The following is a 15,108-nucleotide window of genomic DNA, read 5'->3' as shown; positions in this document are numbered from 1 at the left end:
CCCCCCCCCCCCCCCCCCCCCCCCCCCCCCCCCCCCCCCCCCCCCCCCCCCCCCCCCCCCCCCCCCCCCCCCCCCCCCCCCCCCCCCCCCCCCCCCCCCCCCCCCCCCCCCCCCCCCCCCCCCCCCGGGCGCGGCGGGCGGCAGAGCAGCCCGGAGAGCGAATCGCCGGCAGAGCAGCCGGGGAGGACGGACCGCCGGTCAGCAGCCGGGGAGGCGGGCGGCCAGGTAGGACTCGACCTGGGACAGGCCCACGCGCTCCTGGCTCATCGAGTCACGCTCGCGGACTGTCACCGCGTCGTCCTCGAGGGTGTCGAAGTCGACCGTCAGGCAGAACGGCGTGCCGATCTCGTCCTGGCGGCGGTAGCGGCGGCCGATCGCACCGGCGTCGTCGAAGTCGACGTTCCAGTTCCGCCGCAGCGCGGTGGCGAGGTCCTTGGCCTTCGGCGACAGGTCGGCGTTGCGCGACAGCGGCAGGACGGCGGCCTTCACCGGCGCCAGCCGCGGGTCGAGCTTCAGCACCGTGCGGGTGTCGACGCCGCCCTTGGCGTTGGGCGCCTCGTCCTCGGTGTACGCCTCGACGAGGAAGGCCATCAGCGACCGGGTGAGGCCGGCCGCGGGCTCGATGACGTAGGGCGTCCAGCGGGTGTTGGTCGCCTGGTCGAAGTACGACAGATCCGTGCCGGAGTGCTTCGAGTGCGTGGAGAGGTCGAAGTCGGTGCGGTTGGCGATGCCCTCGAGCTCACCCCACTCCGAGCCCTGGAACCCGAAGCGGTACTCGATGTCGACGGTGCGCTTCGAGTAGTGCGACAGCTTCTCCTGCGCGTGCTCGTAGTGCCGCAGGTTGTCGGGCGAGATGCCCAGGTCGGTGTACCAGCGGGTGCGCTCGTCGATCCAGTACTGGTGCCACTCCTCGTCGCTGCCCGGCTCGACGAAGAACTCCATCTCCATCTGCTCGAACTCGCGGGTGCGGAAGATGAAGTTGCCCGGCGTGATCTCGTTGCGGAAGGACTTGCCGATCTGGCCGATGCCGAACGGCGGCTTCTTCCGGGCGGCACCCATCACGTTGGCGAAGTTCACGAAGATGCCCTGGGCGGTCTCCGGGCGCAGGTAGTGCAGGCCGGACTCGTCCTCGACCGGGCCGAGGTAGGTCTTGAGCATCATGTTGAAGTCGCGCGGCTCGGTCCACGCGCCCTTCGTGCCGCAGTTCGGGCAGGAGATGTCGGCCAGGCCGTTCTCCGGCAGCCGGCCCTTCTTCTCCTCGTAGGCCTCTTCGAGGTGGTCGGCCCGGAAGCGCTTGTGGCAGCTCTGGCACTCGGTCAGCGGGTCGGTGAAGACGCCGACGTGACCGGAGGCCACCCACGTCTGCCGGGGCAGGATCACCGAGGAGTCCAGGCCGACGATGTCGTCCCGGCTCTGGACGACGGTGCGCCACCACTGCTTCTTGATGTTCTCCTTGAGCTCGACGCCCAGCGGGCCGTAGTCCCACGCCGACCGCGTACCGCCGTAGATCTCACCGGACGGGAAGACGAACCCCCGGCGCTTGCAGAGGTTGACGACCTTGTCGAGGCGGGCGGGGTCGTGCTTGGCGGTGCTCACGCGGAGAGGCTCCATCCGGCTGGCGGTCGGCGGTTGACCTGCTCACGGTAGTTGCCGGCCCGTCGGCGTCCTCAGTCGGTGACCGCGTCCGGTGCCTGGTCGGCGGCGGGCCCCGGGTCGGGGGCGAAGCGCAGCGCGAGGGCGGCCCGGATCTCGGCGTGCCGCACGAGGAAGGTGCGCTCGTCCAGGCGCTTGCGGCGCAGCCACCCGGTGACCTCGTCGTTGCACTTGCTGGCGTTGCACGAGCCGCACGCCGGCGCGATGTTGTCCAGCGTGTAGCGGCCGCCGCGCGACAGGGCCTGCACGCAGTCGCGCTGCAGCGGGGTGCCGGTCGCCCCGCAGTAGGCGCAGCCGCCCCAGGCCGCCTGCAACGCGCTCCACTGCTCGGCGCTGAGGTCGTGCTCGACCGCGTCCCTGCGGCGCTTGCGCCGGCGGGCGTACCGGGCGGTGCGGGTGCGGCTGACCACCGCTCCGACCCTAGGCGCTGTGCGTCAGTCGGTGAGGTAGACACCCGGCTCGTCGACGGCGTGCACCCAGACCGGCGCACCGGCGATCTTGACCTCGGCGGCGGACAGCGCCCGGCGGTAGGAGCCGACGCCGTCCCACCGGGTCACCAGCGCCCAGAGCGCCGGGTCGTCGGCCGCACGGCCCAGCTCGCCGTCCCGGAAGCCTGGCCGGGTGGCGAGCGCGGCCAGCAGCCGGGCCACCTCGTCCGCCAGCGCCGGCGCGTCCGCCTCCGCCACCCGCAGCCGTGTCACCGCGAACACCCGTGCTCCCCTCGTCCGGCCTGCGCAGACGTTCCCACGTGGGCCTGTCACCATGGACGCATGGTCCGCACCACCCGGCAGCGCGTCGCCGTCCAGGCCGTCTTCGCCGACCTCGACGGCTTCCACAGCGCGCAGGAGGTGCACGCCCGGCTCCGCGAGGCGGGTGACCCGGTCGGGCTGTCGACGGTCTACCGCGCCGTGCAGTCGCTGGCCGACGACGGCGAGCTCGACTCCATCCGCACCGACACCGGCGAGGCGCTCTACCGGAGGTGCAGCCCACAGCACCACCACCACCTGGTCTGCCGCGACTGCGGCCGCACCGTGGAGGTGGCCGGTCCCGCCGTCGAGGCGTGGGCCGGCCGCGTCGCCGCCGAGCACGGCTTCGCCGACGTGAGCCACACCCTGGAGATCTTCGGCACCTGCGCCGCGTGCCGGGACGCGGCGGCCGGCCGGCCGGGCGCCTCCCCGGAGCACACCACCGCCTGAGTGGTGCCGCCGGGCCGGGCACCCGGATCAGCGGACCTCGCAGACCGCCCCGCCGGGGGTCACCGGACCAGCGGCAGGAAGCCGGCGTCCGGGGCCTCGGCCGCCGGCGTGCTCGCCGAGCTGGTCGAGGCGGGGTCCGGCGGAGCGGCGTCGCCGTCGTCGGCGGTGAGGAAGAAGGCGAGCAGGATGCCCAGCGCGGCCAGCAGCAGCACTCCCGCTCCGGCGAGCCAGGGCAGCAGCGTGCGGGACTCCTCGGGCTCCGGCGGCTCACTGTCGGAGGGGGGCGGGCCGGCGGGGCGGTGACCCGGAGGCGGCTGGCTCATGGCGGTCGCCCTTCTCGCGCGTCGCCGGGCGCGCTCGGCCCGGCGGACCGGAAGGTACCCAGCCCTCGTCCCGCCACCCACGGCGTTCTCGCCCGGTGCGGCGCGCCGCGACGGGCTCGTGCCGCCAGGTGGCCGACCTGCGTCAGGCGGTGCCGAACCGGCGCTGCCGGGAGGCGAACTCCTCGCACGCCGACCACAGGTGCCGGCGGTCGAAGTCGGGCCAGAGCGTGTCCAGGAAGACGAACTCGGCGTAGGCCGACTGCCACAGCAGGAAGTTGCTCGTCCGGTTCTCCCCGGAGCTGCGCACGAAGAGGTCGACGTCGGCCATGTCCGGCTCGTCGAGGAAGCGCGCGACGGTGTGCTCGTCGATCTTGTCCGGGTTGAGCCGGCCGGCGGCGACCTCGCGGCCGATGGCCGCCGCCGCGTCGGCGATCTCGGCCCGGCCGCCGTAGTTGACGCACATGGTGAGGGTCAGGACGTCGTTGTCCTTCGTGAGCTCCTCGGCGACCTCGAGCTCCCGGATCACCGACCGCCACAGCTTCGGGCGGCGGCCGGCCCAGCGCACCCGCACCCCGAGCTCGTGCATCTCGTCCCGGCGACGGCGGATCACGTCCCGGTTGAAGCCCATGAGGAAGCGCACCTCGTCGGGGCTGCGCCGCCAGTTCTCGGTGGAGAAGGCGTAGGCGCTGATCGCCTTCACACCGAGCTCGATGGCGCCCTCGACGCAGTCGAACAGCGAGGACTCCCCCGCCTCGTGCCCGGCGGTGCGGGGCAGCCCGCGCTGCTTGGCCCAGCGGCCGTTGCCGTCCATGACCAGGGCGATGTGCTGCGGCACCTTGTCCTTCGGCAGCTGCGGCGGCCGCGCGCCGGACGGGTGCGGGTTGGGTGCCTTGACCTCACGCCTCACTGAGCAGGCTCACTTCCCGGCGCGGTGCCGACGGATCGGTTCGGTCGACCAGCGGCAGCGAGCGCAGCCCGCGCTCCAGGTGCCACTGCAGGAGGGCGGCCACCAGGCCGCTGCCCTCGCGCCGGTTGATGTTCTGGCTGGCGTCGGCCCGACCCCAGTCGCCGGTGAGCAGCGCGTCGAGCAGCTCGATGGTGACCGGGCTGGGCATGGCCGAGCCGGTGGGCCGGCAGGCGGGGCAGACGGTGCCACCGGCGGGCACGGAGAAGTGCCGGTGCGGGCCGGCCTCGCCGCAGCGCGCGCAGTCGGCCAGCGCCGGCTCCCAGCCGGCCACCGACATGGCCCGCAGCAGGAACGCGTCGAGCACCAGCGGCGCGGGGTGGCTCTTCTCCCCCAGCGCCCGCAGGGCGCCGACCACGAGGAGGAACAGCCGCAGCGAGGGCTCCTTCTCCTCGGCGGTCAGCCGGTCGGCGGTCTCCAGGACGGCGGTGCCGGCGGTGTAGGCCGGGTAGTCGGCCACGACCTCCTGGCCGTAGGAGCGGATCGACTCGGCCTGGCTGACGATGTCGAGGTTGCGGCCGGTGTACAGCTGCAGGTCGACGTGGGTGAACGGCTCCAGCCGGGCGCCGAACTTGCTCTTGGTGCGGCGCACGCCCTTGGCCACCGCCCGAACCTTGCCGTGCCGGCGGGTGAGCACGGTGATGATCCGGTCGGCCTCGCCGAGCTTCTGGGTGCGCAGGACGATGCCCTCGTCCCGGTACAGCGCCTTCGGGGTGTGCGCGCTCATCAGCCGGGCCGCCTCAGTAACCGAGCCGGTTGAGCTTCTTCGGGTCGTCCTGCCACTCGCCGAGCACGGTGACGTGCAGCTCCAGGTGCACCCGGGCGTCCAGCAGCGTCTCCATGCCGGCCCGCGCCTCGGTGCCGATCGCCTTGATGATGTTCCCGCCCTTGCCCAGCAGCATCGGCTTCTGGCTGGCGCGCTCGCAGTGCAGCAGCGCGTGCACCTCCACCAGTTCCGCACCGGCACGCTTCGGGTCGGGACGCCGGTTGATCTCCTCCACGGTGACCGCGAGGGAGTGCGGCACCTCCTGGCGCACCTTCTCCAGCGCCGCCTCGCGGATCAGCTCGGCGATCTGCCGCTCGACGTCCTCGTCGGTCGTCTGCTCCTCCGGGTACAGCGCCGGACCCTCCGGCAGCAGCCGGATCAGCAGGTCCTCGAGCAGCTCGACCTGGTCGCCCCCGACCGCGCTGACCGGGACCACCTCGGCCGCCTCGACCAGCTGGCTGGCGGCCATCAGCTGCTCGGCGACCTGCTTCTTGTGCGCGGCGTCGGTCTTCGTGACCACCACGACCACCGGCGCCTTGACCTCGGCCAGCTGGCGGGCGATGAACTTGTCACCGGTGCCGACCGGCTGGTCGGCCGGGACGCAGAAGACGATCACGTCGACGTCGGAGAGGGTGTCGCGGACGACGTCGTTGAGCCGCTTGCCCAGCAGGCTCTTGGGCTTGTGCAGCCCCGGGGTGTCGACCAGCACGATCTGCCCGCCCGACCGGTGGACGACGCCGCGGATGGCGTGCCGGGTCGTCTGCGGGCGGTTGCTGACGATGCCGACCTTCTCGCCGACCATCGCGTTGGTCAGGGTGGTCTTGCCGGCGTTGGGACGCCCGACCAGGGCGACGAAGCCACTGCGGTACGGCTGGTCAGGGACGGTCACGGCAGCCAGTCTCCCACCGGCGGCCGACATCCCCGCGCGCCGTATCCCGACGCGCGGCGCCCGGGTCCCCGGGGAGCGACGGTCAGGACCAGGGGCGGCCGATGCGCTCGCGGCGGGCGGCGGCGAGCCGGCCGAGCACGCGCACCCCGGCCAGCACGTCGCCGGTCAGCCGGTGCGCGACCGCGGCCCAGGAGCCGGCCGGCTCCCGGGACCGGGGTGCGGGACGCCCCAGCGTCCGCAGCACGAGCAGGAGCAGGAGGAGGAACAGCAGCGTCGTCACGTCCACGACCATCCGCCGCCCCCGCCGTCCCGGGAAGTGGCAGGAGGGACCGCGTGCGCAGTAAAGCTGCCAGCCCGCTCCCCCGGGAGCGGGGCACGCCCGGATCACCCGGGCGGAGCCGGCTGGGATGATCGCCGCCGTGCCAGGACGAGAGCGAAACCGGTCGCGGCCGCCCCGGGCGGCGGCGGACCGCGAGCGGAGGCTGCATGTCGAGCAGGTGCGCGGTCACCGCTTCGTCGCCGGCTGGGGGCCCAAGCGGACGGCCACCGTGGTCCCCGCACCGCTGCGCTACTGGCAGTACCGGCCCGGCGGCCTGGTGGCGCTCGCCCTGGCCGTGGCGGTCGTCGTGGTCTGGGTGGCGCTCTTCGCCTGGCTCGGCGGCCGACCCGCCGCCCAGGAGGAGCTGCCGCTGGCGCTGGTCGCGGGCGTCGTCGTGTACGCGGTGAACACCCGCCGGGTGACGGTGTCCGAGCACGGCCTCTCGTTCGACGTCGCGGGCAGCCGCACCGACCCGTCCGCCGTGATCCCGTCGGCGCTGGTGCAGGCGGTGCGCACCGGCCGACCGCCGGCCGACTGGCCGCGCCCGGAGAAGCACGGCGGGTGGTGGCCGGGGCGTACCCGGGTCTCGGTCCGGTACCTGACCGACGACGGCGAGCAGGCGCTCACGTTCTGGGCGCGGGAGCCGGCAGCCTTCGCCGAGGCCCTCGGCGTCCCGCTGACCCGCTAGACCGAGGTCCGCAGCACCCCGTCGGGGCCGGCGAGGTGCACCGGAGCGGACGGCGTGAGGTCGCGGACGGCGGCCAGCCCCTCCTGCTCCACGGCGTCGGCGGCGGAGACGACCACGGCGGCCTCCAGCCCCTCGACGCCGCTGGAGACGGCGGCCGCGACCGCGGCCTGCAGCGCCGACAGGTGCAGCGAGGGCAGCGCCACGCTCGCCGCCACGTAGGTGCGGCCGTCGGTGTCACGCACCGCCGCGCCCTCGGCGGCGCCGGTGCGGCCGCGCGCCGACCGGGCGAGGGTGACGAGCTTCGCGTCCTCGGGGTGCAGTTCAGCCACGGGGCGTCAGCCTTCCACGACGGCCGGCAGCTCCGCGCGGGTGGCCCCCGACGCCTGCTGCTCGTCGGTGTCCTCGTCGCCGTCCTCCGACGGCTCCGGCAGCCGGCAGACCAGCAGGGTGTCGATCCGGTTGCGCCGGCCACCGGTGCTCTCGGCGACCAGGCGTAGCCCGCTGACCTCGGCGGCGGCGCCCTCGATGGGCACCCGGCCGAGCTCGCGGGCGAGCAGGCCCCCGACGGTCTCGACGTCGTCGTCCTCGGGCAGCTCGACGTCGAACAGCTGGGCGAGGTCCCCCACGGGCAGCCGGGCGGTGATCCGCACCGAGCCGTCCGCCAGTTCCTCGACCGGCGGGCGCTGGAAGGCGTCGTGCTCGTCGGCGATCTCGCCGACGATCTCCTCCAGGATGTCCTCGATGGTCACCAGCCCGGCGAAGCCGCCGTACTCGTCGACCACGATCGCGATGTGGATCCGCTGGGCCTGCATGTCGCGGAGCAGCTCGTCGACCGGCTTGGACTCCGGCACGAACGTCGGGGTGCGCATCAGCTCCTCGACGCGGGGGCCGCGCTGGTCCGCGCTGTGCTGCGACCGGCGGACGAGGTCCTTGAGGTAGACGACGCCCACGACGTCGTCGACGTTCTCGCCGATGACCGGGATCCGGCTGAAGCCGCTGCGGAGCGCGAGGGCCAGCGCCTGCCGGACGGTCTTGGTGCGCTCTATCCAGACGACGTCGGTGCGCGGCACCATCACCTCGCGGGCGATCGTGTCGCCCAGCTCGAACACCGAGTGGATCATGTTCCGCTCGCCGGACTCCACGACCCCGCGCTCCTCGGCCATGTCGACCAGTTCGCGCAGCTCCACCTCCGAGGAGAAGGGGCCGTCGCGGAACCCGCGCCCGGGCGTGATCGCGTTGCCGACGAGGATCAGCAGGGTGGCGACCGGGCCGAGGACCCGCCCGAGCAGCCGGACGACGCCGGCCGTGGCCAGCGCCGTGCCGTAGGCGTGCTGCCGCCCGAGCGTCCGCGGGCCGACGCCGACCAGCACGTAGCTGACCACCGTCATGACCCCGGCCGCGGCCAGGACCGCCTGCAGCGTGCTGTCCCACAGGTCGAAGAACAGCAGCGCCACGATGACCGTGGCGATCATCTCGCAGACGATCCGCAGCAGCAGGAGCAGCGAGACGTGCCGGGCCCGCTCGGCGACGATCTCCTCGAGCGCCGCCGCACGCTTCACGCCGTCGCGGCGCAGCTCCTCGACCCGGGCTTTCGAGACCCGCTGGAGAGCCGCCTCCATGGCGCCGAAGAGACCGGCGAGCGGAACCAGGCAGACGGCGACCACCAGGCTGGTGATCGCGGCTCCGGTCATCGCGCGACCCGCTCGCCCGTCGCCGTCGCGGCGCTCATCGGGGACCGGCCTCCTGGCGTGCCGGGGCACCCGTCACCGGCTCGCGGGGAGCGGCGCGCCAGGCCTCGATGAGCGTCGACTGGAGACCGAACATCTCCTTCTCCTCGTCGGGCTCCATGTGGTCGTAGCCCAGGAGGTGCAGCACCCCGTGGGTGGCCAGCAGCACCAGCTCGTCGTCCATGGTGTGGCCGGCGGCCCGCGCCTGGCGCACGGCGACGGCGGGGCACAGCACGATGTCGCCGAGCAGCGCGGGGCCGGGCTCGGGGTCGTCGGGCCGGCCGGCGTCGAACTCGTCCATGGGGAACGCGAGCACGTCGGTGGGGCCCTTCTCGCCCATCCACCGCTCGTGCAGGCTGCTCATGTAGTCGACGTCGACGCACAGGACCGACAGCTCGGCCATCGGGTTGATCTTCATCTCGCCGAGGACGAACCGGCAGATGCCGGCCAGCTCGGCCTCGTCGACGGCGATCTCGGACTCGTTGGAGACCTCGACGGGCACGGTGGTCAGCTCCCCTGTCGGCGCGGGCGGGTGGGCCGGACCGGTGCACCCGCACCCGGCCGGGACGTTCCGGGGGGCTGCCGGGTGGCGTCCCACCGCTCGTAGGCGTCGACGATGTCGCCGACCAGGCGGTGCCGGACGACGTCGGTGCTGGTCAGGTTGGCGAAGTGCACGTCCTCGATCCCGTCGAGGATCTCGCGGACGATCTTCAGGCCGCTCTGCGCGCCGCCGGGGAGGTCGACCTGCGTGACGTCGCCGGTGACCACGATCTTCGAGCCGAAGCCGAGCCGGGTGAGGAACATCTTCATCTGCTCGGCCGTGGTGTTCTGCGCCTCGTCGAGGATGACGAACGCGTCGTTCAGCGTCCTGCCGCGCATGTAGGCCAGCGGCGCGACCTCGATCGTCCCCGACTGCATCAGCCGAGGAATGGACTCCGGGTCGACCATGTCGTGCAGCGCGTCGTACAGCGGCCGCAGGTACGGGTCGATCTTCTCCGACAGCGTGCCGGGCAGGTAGCCCAGCCGCTCCCCCGCCTCGACGGCGGGCCGGGTCAGGATGATCCGGTTGACCTGCTTGGTGGTGAGCGCCTGCACCGCCTTGGCCATGGCCAGGTAGGTCTTGCCGGTACCGGCCGGGCCGATGCCGAAGACGACGGTGTGCGTGTCGATGGCGTCGACGTAGCGCTTCTGGTTCAGCGTCTTCGGCCGGATCGTGCGGCCGCGCCGGCTGATGATGTCCAGGCTCAGCACGTCCGCCGGGCGCTCCGAACCGCCGGCCCTGAGCATGGCGATGACCCGGCGCACCGAGTCCGGGCGCAGTTGCTGCCCGGTGCCGAGCAGCGCGATCAGCTCGTCGAAGACCCGCACGGTGAACGCGTTGTCGGCCGGCTGCCCGGTGACGGCGATCTCGTTGCCGCGCACGTGCACGTCGGCGTCGACCTCGGCCTCCACGAGCCGGAGCAGCTCGTCGGCCGAACCCAGCAGGGAGACCATGGGGATGCCGTCGGGGACGGTGAGGGTGGCCCGGACGGTGGATGGAGGGGACGGATCGGCGAATGCGCCGTCCGCCGCGGCGGCCTGCGCCGATGCCTCACGGGACGTGGGAGCACCTGGCACGGGGACGTTCGGGGAGGTGTCGGGCAAGAACCCTCGACCCTGCCTTCCTGCGACGGCGGTGTGCGGAGAGCGCACTAGGGACCCGACCGACTCTACCCGCGCAGGACGACCCGAATCGCCGTTCGCCCATCCGGGTCAGCGGCCGGTGTAGGTGGCCTTCCCCGGCCCGTCTGTCAGGAAGGACGCGACCGCACCGCGCAGGTCCTCGGTGGCGAACAGCGGGCCGGAGATCTCCGGCACCAGGGCGTCGGCCGCGCGGGCGCCTTCCCGGACGGCGACGGACGCCAGCCGCTTGGTCGCCGCGTGCGCCACGGTGGGGCCGGCGGCGACCCGGTGCGCGTACGCACGGGCCGCCTCGGCGAAGCCCTCGTCGGGCAGCACCCGGTTCACCACGTTCCAGCGCTCGAGGACGGCGGCCGGGTAGCGCTCGCCGGTGTAGACGAGCTCCTTGGCCCGCGCGGGACCGGCGCGCTCCGCCAGCCGCTGCGGCCCGCCCATCGAGGGCGTGAGGCCCACGACGATCTCGACCAGGCCGAAGGACGCCCTCTCCGCGGCCAGCAGGATGTCGCAGGAGAGCGCTAGCTCGAAGGCGGCGGTCAGGCACAGGCCGTGTGCGGCGAACACGGTCGGGACCGGGAGGTCCTCGAACGCGTTGGCCACCCGCAGCAGCCGGGCCCACAGCTCCCCGCCGACCCGGGCGGGCTCCGGCCCCTCGGCGATGTCGCGGAAGTAGGTCACGTCGACCCCGCCGGAGACCACCTTGCCGCGTGCCTCGACCAGCACGGCGCGGGCGCGGTCCGCCCGCGACGGGTCGGTCAGCGCGACCAGCTCACCAGCCACCGTCTCCATCGCGTCGAACGTCGCGGCGTCGAACAGGTTCAGCGGCGGGTTGTCCAGGACGACGACGGCGACGTCCCCGTCGCGCTCGATGCGGAGGGGCGCGGTGCTCTCGGTCATGGACCCACCTTGTCAGGCGGACCGCCCGCCGGCGACGGCCGGCGGGGTCAGCCCGGCGGCCAGCCGAGGTCGCGGCCGCCCAGCACGTGCAGGTGGACGTGGTGCACCGTCTGACCGGCGGCCGGGCCGGTGTTGGCCACCAGCCGGTAACCGGGCTCGGCGCCCTCCCCGGCGACCAGCCCCTCCTGCCGGGCCACCGCGTGCGCGGCCGCGACGAGTTCCCCCATCAGCGCGGGGTCCGCCTCGGCGAGCGCGCCCGCGGTCGGGTGGTGGGCGGTGGGGATGACCAGCACGTGCGTGGCGGCCTGCGGGTTGATGTCGCGGAAGGCCAGCACCCGGTCGGTCCGGTGGACGACGTCGGCGGGGATCTCACCGGCGACCATGCGGCAGAACAGGCAGTCGGTCACGCCGTCGACCCTAACCGGACCGGGCCCTCAGCCACCGCTCTCGACGCCCAGGTAGGCCTGCACGATGCGCTCGTCGGCGAGCAGCTCGCCGGCCGGGCCGGCGTGCACGACCTCCCCGCTCTGCAGCACGTACCCGTGGTCGGCGGCGCGCAGCGCCCGGCGGGCGTTCTGCTCCACCAGCACGACCGTGGTGCCCGAGGCGCGGATCTCCTCGATGACGCGGAACACCTCGTCGACGATCTTGGGGGCCAGCCCCATCGACGGCTCGTCCATGAGCATCACCGTGGGCTCGGCGACCAGGGCGCGGGCGATGGCGAGCATCTGCTGCTCGCCACCGGACAGCGCGCCGGCCGGCAGCGCCCGCCGCTCGGCCAGCACCGGGAACCGGTCGTACATCGCGTCGACGGAGCGGGCACCGCCGGCCCCCGAGTGCCACGTGCCCATCTGGAGGTTCTCCTCGATGGTGAGCGTGGCGAGGATCTGCCGGCCCTCGGGCACCTGCACCAGCCCCCGGCCCACCAGCTTGTGGGCCGGCGTCCGGGTGATGTCCTGGCCCTCGAAGGTGATCCGCCCACCGGCCGGGCGGAGCATGCCGGAGACGGCGTTGATGACCGAGGACTTGCCGGCCCCGTTCGCCCCGACCAGCGTCACCAGCGAACCCTGCTCGGCGCGGAAGGAGACGTCCCGGACGGCCTCGACCCGTCCGTAGGTCACCCGCAGCTCCTCCACGGTGAGGATCGGGTCGCTCATGTCGCATCCCTCGGGGTGGTGTCGGGGGTGTCCAGGGTGCCGGCGGCGCCGGGTCGCACGTTGGCGACGGCGTCCGGTGGCACGCCGTCGGCGCCGGCCGCGGTCGGGTCCACGCCGGTGCCCCCGGCGATCGAGCCGCCGCCCTCGTCGTCCTCGGCCGAGCCCAGGTAGGCCTCGATGACCGCCGGGTCGGCGGCGACCCGGTCCGGCGCACCGCTGGCGATCACCTCGCCGAAGTTCAGCACGACGACCCGGGTGCAGGTCTGCAGGACCATCCCGACGTTGTGCTCGATGAACAGGATGGTCAGCCCGTCCCGCGCCAGCGACCGGATCAGCTCGGACAGCCGGCCCGCCTCGACGTGGTTCATGCCCGCGGCCGGCTCGTCCAGGATCAGCAGGGACGGGTCGGAGGCCAGCGCACGGGCGATCTCGAGCCGGCGCTGGTCGCCGTAGGACAGCGCCTCCGCCCGGCTCGCGGCGAGCTCGGTGAGCCCGACCCGCTCCAGGCAGCGCGCCGCCTGCTGCAGCGCGGCCCGTTCGTCGCGGCGCGCGGACGGCAGCCACAGCAGCCGCCGCAGGAAGGTCGGCCGGCTGACGAGGTGGGCGCCGACCAGGACGTTCTCCAGCGCCGACAGCCGGTTGAACAGCTTGGAGTGCTGGAACGTGCGGCTCACGCCCGCCGCCGCGATCCGGTGCACCGGCGTGCTGCCGATCGACGTCCCGAGCACGGTCGCGCTGCCGGAGCTGGGCGGGACCAGCCCGCTGATCATGTTCACCAGGGTCGTCTTGCCGGCCCCGTTGGGGCCGATCAGGCCGACGACCTCGCCGGCCCGGATCTCCAGGTCCACGCCGCGGACGGCGTGCACGCCGCCGTACTCCTTGCCCAGGCCGGCGAGGGTGACCACCGGCTCGCCGGCCGCGGGGTGCCGGCGGCCGGCCAGACCGGTGGTGTCGTCGCCGGCGCCTGCGGGCATCGGGGTCCGGCGCGGGAGCAGGCTGGCCAGACCACCGGGCAGGAAGAGGATGACGACCAGCAGGAGCAGGCTGGCGAGGAACGGCCGGATCCAGCCCGCCTCCACCCCGACCGCCCGCTGGATCTCCGGGACGATCGTCTGGAACCCGCTGCCCAGCAGCGGCCCGAGGAACATCGTCGAGCCACCGACCACCGCGGTGACCAGGCCCTCGACGGCCGCGACGAAATCGAAGTCGTTGGGGGCGATCAGCCGGACGTAGTAGGCGTAGAGGACGCCGTACAGCCCGGCGATCGCGCCCGCGGTGACGAACGCGGCGAGCCGGTGGCGCCCCACGTCGATGCCCATGGAGCGGGCGGCCAGCTCGTCCTCGCGGATCGCCTCCAGGGCCCGGCCGTAGCGCGAGCGCCCCATCCGCCAGAACCAGTAGGCCACCAGCGCCAGGGCGGTCCAGGCCATGCCGACGGTCAGGACGCGGGGCACCCCCAGCCCCTGGGCGCCGCCGGTCCACTCCTGGTTGAGCAGCACGACGCGGACCGCCTCGGCGAAGCCGAGGGTGGCGATGGCGAGGAAGACGCCGCGCAGGTGCATGGTCGGCAGGCCGAGGACGACCGCGCCGATCGCGCCGACCGACATGCCGATCGCCACGGCGATCAGCAGCGCGGCGACGTCGCCGACGTCGGCACCGCTGGGGGCGAGGTAGGCCCCGGAGAACGCCGCCAGGGAGGCGAAGCCGGCCTGGCCGAGGCTGAGCTGCCCGGCGATCAGGACGGCGTAGAAGGAGTAGGCGAAGATCGCGCCCAGCGCGATGAAGGTCAGCGTGGTGGCGTACTGGTCCAGCATCAGACCTCCCGGACCTTCCGCGCGCCGAGCAGCCCCTGCGGGCGCAGCAGCAGGATCACGAACAGCAGGCCGAACGCGATGACGTTCACCCACGACGAGCCGATGTACTGGACGGCGAACACCTCGGCCAGGCCCAGCAGCAGCCCGCCGATCAGCGCGCCGGGCAGCGAGCCCATGCCGCCGACGATGATCACGGCCAGGCCCTTGAGCTCGATCGCCGCACCCATGCCCAGTTGGGCGGTGTTCACGTTGATCGCGAAGAGCACGCCGGCGACCGCGCCGAGCGCCGAGGAGATCGCGAAGGTGACCGCGGTGACCCGGTCGACGTTCACCCCGAGCACCCGCGCCGCCGTCGGGTTCTCCGCCACCGCGCGCATCCCCCGGCCCAACCGCGTGCGGGTGACCATGTAGGTCAGCCCCACCATCAGGGCGAGCGAGACCACGAGGATCACCAGCTGCACGAGGGTGACCTGGGCGCCGAACACCTCGTAGCGGGTGTCGGGGAAGGAGCCCGGCGGGAAGCGGCGGGTGTCGGGGCCGTACCGCCACTGCAGCAGTGCGATCAGCATGCCGGCCAGCGCGATGGAGGAGATCAGCCCGGCGAAGTGGGCGTCGGGCCGGTTCTTGAGCGGCCGGAACGCCACGCGCTCGATGACCAGGCCCAGGACGGCGCCGAAGACGAACACGATCGGCAGCGCGGCCCAGAGGGAGAGACCACCCCGCTCGACCAGCTCGATGCCGACGAAGGCGGAGGCGGCGAAGACCGCGGGGTGCGCGAGGTTCAGCCGGTCGAGGATGCCGAAGACCAGCGTGAACCCGATGGCGAACAACGCGTAGATCGAACCGATGAAGATGCCGTTGAGGAGCTGCTGCACAGCGTTGCCTGTTCTCGTCGTGGGTGCCCGGGCACGGTAGCCGACACGCCGCCGGGGGGGGGGGGCGGGGGGGGGGGGGGCCGGGCGGGGGGGCGGGGGGGGGGGGGGGGGGGGGGGGGGGGGGGGGCGGGGGCGGGGCGGGGCGGCCCGGCCGCCACCACAA

Annotated in this window: 19 protein-coding genes; 2 read left to right on the top strand and 17 right to left on the bottom strand. The window is 73.7% G+C overall.

What is annotated here, in order from left to right; all coding sequences use genetic code 11:
• Positions 1 to 198: 198 nt before the first annotated feature.
• The 3 genes from ACI79T_RS20770 to ACI79T_RS20760 all read right to left on the bottom strand — a co-directional run bounded on the left by ACI79T_RS20770 (position 199) and on the right by ACI79T_RS20760 (position 2,363).
• Entirely contained in the window at positions 199 to 1,596 is a 1,398-nt protein-coding gene (locus ACI79T_RS20770) for a glycine--tRNA ligase (RefSeq protein ID WP_456611992.1), read from the bottom strand.
• A 71-nt stretch (positions 1,597 to 1,667) separates the two neighbouring features.
• Complete coding sequence (locus ACI79T_RS20765) at positions 1,668 to 2,063, bottom strand: HNH endonuclease (protein ID WP_456611991.1); 396 nt, start codon at positions 2,061 to 2,063, stop codon at positions 1,668 to 1,670.
• A 24-nt stretch (positions 2,064 to 2,087) separates the two neighbouring features.
• Positions 2,088 to 2,363: an antibiotic biosynthesis monooxygenase family protein gene (locus ACI79T_RS20760; protein ID WP_456611990.1), complete on the bottom strand. Its 276-nt coding sequence runs from the start codon at positions 2,361 to 2,363 to the stop codon at positions 2,088 to 2,090.
• Between the two features lie 60 nt (positions 2,364 to 2,423).
• On the opposite strand from ACI79T_RS20760, the gene ACI79T_RS20755 reads away from it, so the two are divergent.
• On the top strand, positions 2,424 to 2,849 hold the full coding sequence (locus ACI79T_RS20755; RefSeq protein WP_456611989.1) for a Fur family transcriptional regulator: 426 nt from the start codon (positions 2,424 to 2,426) through the stop codon (positions 2,847 to 2,849).
• 59 nt (positions 2,850 to 2,908) lie between these two features.
• On the opposite strand, the gene ACI79T_RS20750 is transcribed toward ACI79T_RS20755, so the two are convergent.
• From ACI79T_RS20750 to ACI79T_RS20730, 5 genes are all read right to left on the bottom strand, one after another.
• Positions 2,909 to 3,172, bottom strand: a complete 264-nt coding sequence (locus ACI79T_RS20750; RefSeq protein WP_456611988.1) for a hypothetical protein — start codon at positions 3,170 to 3,172, stop codon at positions 2,909 to 2,911.
• A 142-nt stretch (positions 3,173 to 3,314) separates the two neighbouring features.
• On the bottom strand, positions 3,315 to 4,079 hold the full coding sequence (locus tag ACI79T_RS20745) for an isoprenyl transferase (RefSeq protein ID WP_456611987.1): 765 nt from the start codon (positions 4,077 to 4,079) through the stop codon (positions 3,315 to 3,317).
• Entirely contained in the window at positions 4,069 to 4,863 is a 795-nt protein-coding gene (gene recO / locus ACI79T_RS20740) for a DNA repair protein RecO (RefSeq protein WP_456611986.1), read from the bottom strand. The genes ACI79T_RS20745 and recO overlap by 11 nt, the downstream gene beginning before the upstream one ends.
• 13 nt (positions 4,864 to 4,876) lie before the next feature.
• A complete protein-coding gene (gene era, locus ACI79T_RS20735) occupies positions 4,877 to 5,791 on the bottom strand; it encodes a GTPase Era (RefSeq protein WP_456611985.1) in 915 nt (304 codons plus the stop codon).
• 82 nt (positions 5,792 to 5,873) lie between these two features.
• Entirely contained in the window at positions 5,874 to 6,071 is a 198-nt protein-coding gene (locus tag ACI79T_RS20730; protein WP_456611984.1) for a hypothetical protein, read from the bottom strand.
• Between the two features lie 217 nt (positions 6,072 to 6,288).
• Here ACI79T_RS20730 and ACI79T_RS20725 point away from each other — a divergent pair, with 217 nt between their 5' ends.
• Positions 6,289 to 6,798 carry a hypothetical protein gene (locus ACI79T_RS20725; RefSeq protein WP_456611983.1) on the top strand — a complete coding sequence of 170 codons (510 nt, stop codon included), beginning with the start codon at positions 6,289 to 6,291 and terminating at the stop codon, positions 6,796 to 6,798.
• Here ACI79T_RS20725 and ACI79T_RS20720 read toward each other — a convergent pair.
• The 9 genes from ACI79T_RS20720 to ACI79T_RS20680 form a co-directional block, all read right to left on the bottom strand.
• Positions 6,795 to 7,127 carry a cytidine deaminase gene (locus ACI79T_RS20720; protein WP_456611982.1) on the bottom strand — a complete coding sequence of 111 codons (333 nt, stop codon included), beginning with the start codon at positions 7,125 to 7,127 and terminating at the stop codon, positions 6,795 to 6,797. The genes ACI79T_RS20725 and ACI79T_RS20720 overlap by 4 nt on opposite strands.
• A 6-nt stretch (positions 7,128 to 7,133) precedes the next feature.
• A complete protein-coding gene (locus tag ACI79T_RS20715; protein WP_456611981.1) occupies positions 7,134 to 8,489 on the bottom strand; it encodes a hemolysin family protein in 1,356 nt (451 codons plus the stop codon).
• A gap of 34 nt (positions 8,490 to 8,523) precedes the next feature.
• Positions 8,524 to 9,027, bottom strand: a complete 504-nt coding sequence (ybeY, locus tag ACI79T_RS20710; RefSeq protein WP_456611980.1) for an rRNA maturation RNase YbeY — start codon at positions 9,025 to 9,027, stop codon at positions 8,524 to 8,526.
• 5 nt (positions 9,028 to 9,032) lie between these two features.
• Positions 9,033 to 10,142, bottom strand: coding sequence for a PhoH family protein (locus ACI79T_RS20705; protein WP_456611979.1), 1,110 nt, complete (start codon positions 10,140 to 10,142; stop codon positions 9,033 to 9,035).
• Between the two features lie 135 nt (positions 10,143 to 10,277).
• Positions 10,278 to 11,099 carry an enoyl-CoA hydratase/isomerase family protein gene (locus tag ACI79T_RS20700; RefSeq protein WP_456611978.1) on the bottom strand — a complete coding sequence of 274 codons (822 nt, stop codon included), beginning with the start codon at positions 11,097 to 11,099 and terminating at the stop codon, positions 10,278 to 10,280.
• A gap of 47 nt (positions 11,100 to 11,146) precedes the next feature.
• On the bottom strand, positions 11,147 to 11,506 hold the full coding sequence (locus tag ACI79T_RS20695; protein WP_456611977.1) for a histidine triad nucleotide-binding protein: 360 nt from the start codon (positions 11,504 to 11,506) through the stop codon (positions 11,147 to 11,149).
• 27 nt (positions 11,507 to 11,533) lie between these two features.
• Complete coding sequence (locus ACI79T_RS20690; protein WP_456611976.1) at positions 11,534 to 12,256, bottom strand: ABC transporter ATP-binding protein; 723 nt, start codon at positions 12,254 to 12,256, stop codon at positions 11,534 to 11,536.
• Positions 12,253 to 14,070 (bottom strand): branched-chain amino acid ABC transporter ATP-binding protein/permease, encoded by a 1,818-nt coding sequence (locus ACI79T_RS20685; protein ID WP_456611975.1) that lies wholly within the window; start codon positions 14,068 to 14,070, stop codon positions 12,253 to 12,255. Before ACI79T_RS20685 ends, ACI79T_RS20690 begins: the two co-directional genes overlap by 4 nt.
• Positions 14,070 to 14,945: a branched-chain amino acid ABC transporter permease gene (locus ACI79T_RS20680; protein ID WP_456611974.1), complete on the bottom strand. Its 876-nt coding sequence runs from the start codon at positions 14,943 to 14,945 to the stop codon at positions 14,070 to 14,072. The genes ACI79T_RS20685 and ACI79T_RS20680 overlap by 1 nt, the downstream gene beginning before the upstream one ends.
• Positions 14,946 to 15,108: the final 163 nt, after the last annotated feature.

This window comes from Blastococcus sp. SYSU DS0619, assembly GCF_054051035.1.
This window is presented reverse-complemented; position numbering and strand designations above follow the sequence as displayed.

What these genes read in the sequence shown, in the direction of transcription:
- ACI79T_RS20700 (WP_456611978.1), bottom strand. Translation starts at nt 11,099, where the DNA reads ATGACCGAGAGCACCGCGCCCCTCCGCATCGAGCGCGACGGGGACGTC.
- ACI79T_RS20690 (WP_456611976.1), bottom strand. Translation starts at nt 12,256, where the DNA reads ATGAGCGACCCGATCCTCACCGTGGAGGAGCTGCGGGTGACCTACGGA.
- ACI79T_RS20715 (WP_456611981.1), bottom strand. Translation starts at nt 8,489, where the DNA reads ATGACCGGAGCCGCGATCACCAGCCTGGTGGTCGCCGTCTGCCTGGTT.
- ACI79T_RS20755 (WP_456611989.1), top strand. Translation starts at nt 2,424, where the DNA reads ATGGTCCGCACCACCCGGCAGCGCGTCGCCGTCCAGGCCGTCTTCGCC.
- ACI79T_RS20750 (WP_456611988.1), bottom strand. Translation starts at nt 3,172, where the DNA reads ATGAGCCAGCCGCCTCCGGGTCACCGCCCCGCCGGCCCGCCCCCCTCC.
- recO (WP_456611986.1), bottom strand. Translation starts at nt 4,863, where the DNA reads ATGAGCGCGCACACCCCGAAGGCGCTGTACCGGGACGAGGGCATCGTC.
- ACI79T_RS20685 (WP_456611975.1), bottom strand. Translation starts at nt 14,070, where the DNA reads ATGCTGGACCAGTACGCCACCACGCTGACCTTCATCGCGCTGGGCGCG.